We start from the raw sequence: 1,328 nt of genomic DNA, 5'->3' as shown, positions 1-1,328 counted from the left end.
GCAGAAACCATTTTCGGCGCGCTGACCAAGGCATACCAGCTCAATTCGGAGCTGAATTCGGCCCGTGCCGGGGTGCGGGTGACCGATGAGGGCGTGGCCATCGCCAAGTCCGGCTATCGGCCGACGATAAACGGCGTTGCGAGCATCGACTACTCCTCGCAATCGGGCACCCGGCTCACCGCCGGGCAGTTCGGCGTCGAGATCAACCAGCTGCTGTTCGACGGTTTCCAGACCAGGAACAATGTCGCGGCCGCCGAATCGCGGGTGTTCGCCTCCAATGAGAGCCTGCGCAACACCGAGCAGAACATCCTGTTCAGCGCGGCCAGCGCCTATATGGACGTGATTCGCGACCGGCAGGTGGCGGTGCTCTTGGAGCGCAACCTGGAGTTCCTGTCGGAGCAGGCGCGCGCCGCGCGCTCGCGTTTCGAGGTCGGCGAGGGCACCCGCACCGACGTGGCCCAGGCCGACGCCAGCCGTTCGGCCGCCGTGGCGCGGGTCGCCGCGGCGCGGGCGCAGGCGCAGTCGAGCGCCGCCATCTACCGCCAGATCGTCGGCGAGGAGCCGGGCCGGCTGGAGGCGGCGGCGCCGCTCGCCAAGCTCCTGCCGCCCAGCCTCGACCAGGCGATCGGCATCGCCTCGAGCCGGCATCCGGCGATCATGGCGACGGAGCATCTGGTCGACGCGGCCGGCTTTACGGTGAAGTCGGCCGAAGGCCAGTTGCTGCCGCAGGTTTCGGCCAGCGCGAGCGTCGGGCGCAGTTTCACCGAACGGCATGCGCAGGCGCAGGCGACCGGACTTCCCGGCGTTGGCGGTCCCACCGTTACCGAACAATCCGGAAATAACGCCCGCATCGGCGCGACACTGACCGTGCCGATCTACCAGGGCGGCAGGACCTCGGCGCAGGTGCGCCAGTCGAAGGAACAGCTCGGCCAGGCCCGCATCGAGGTCGACGTGCAGCGCGATCAGGTGCGCGCCGCGGTCACCTCGGCCTGGACGCAATACATCGCCGCGCAGCAAACGCTCGCCGCCACGCGCGAGGCCGTGACGGCGGCCGAACTCGCGCTCAACGGCGTCATCGAAGAGCGCAATGTCGGCCAGCGCACCACGCTCGACGTGCTCGACGCGCAGGCCGACGTCATCGACGCCCAGATTGCCGTGGCCAACTCGCAGCGCGACCTGGTGGTGGCGAGCTACGCCATCCTGTCGGGCGCGGGCGACCTTTCCATCCGCCGCCTCGGGCTCAAGGTCGCCGAATACAAGCCCGAAGAGCATTACAAGGCCGTCAAGGACAAATGGTTCGGCCTGAGAACGCCGGACGGCCGCTGAGT

1 protein-coding gene is annotated in these 1,328 nt (G+C 68.8%); it reads left to right on the top strand.

Annotated features, from left to right (window positions below):
• On the top strand, nt 1-1,326 hold a 1,326-nt coding region (locus G6N73_RS35670; protein WP_165034542.1), incomplete at its 5' end, for a TolC family outer membrane protein.
• Between the last annotated feature and the right edge of the window lie 2 nt (nt 1,327-1,328).

It is taken from the genome of Allomesorhizobium camelthorni, from assembly GCF_011045125.1.
Lineage (GTDB): Bacteria > Pseudomonadota > Alphaproteobacteria > Rhizobiales > Rhizobiaceae > Allomesorhizobium > Allomesorhizobium camelthorni.
This window is presented reverse-complemented; position numbering and strand designations above follow the sequence as displayed.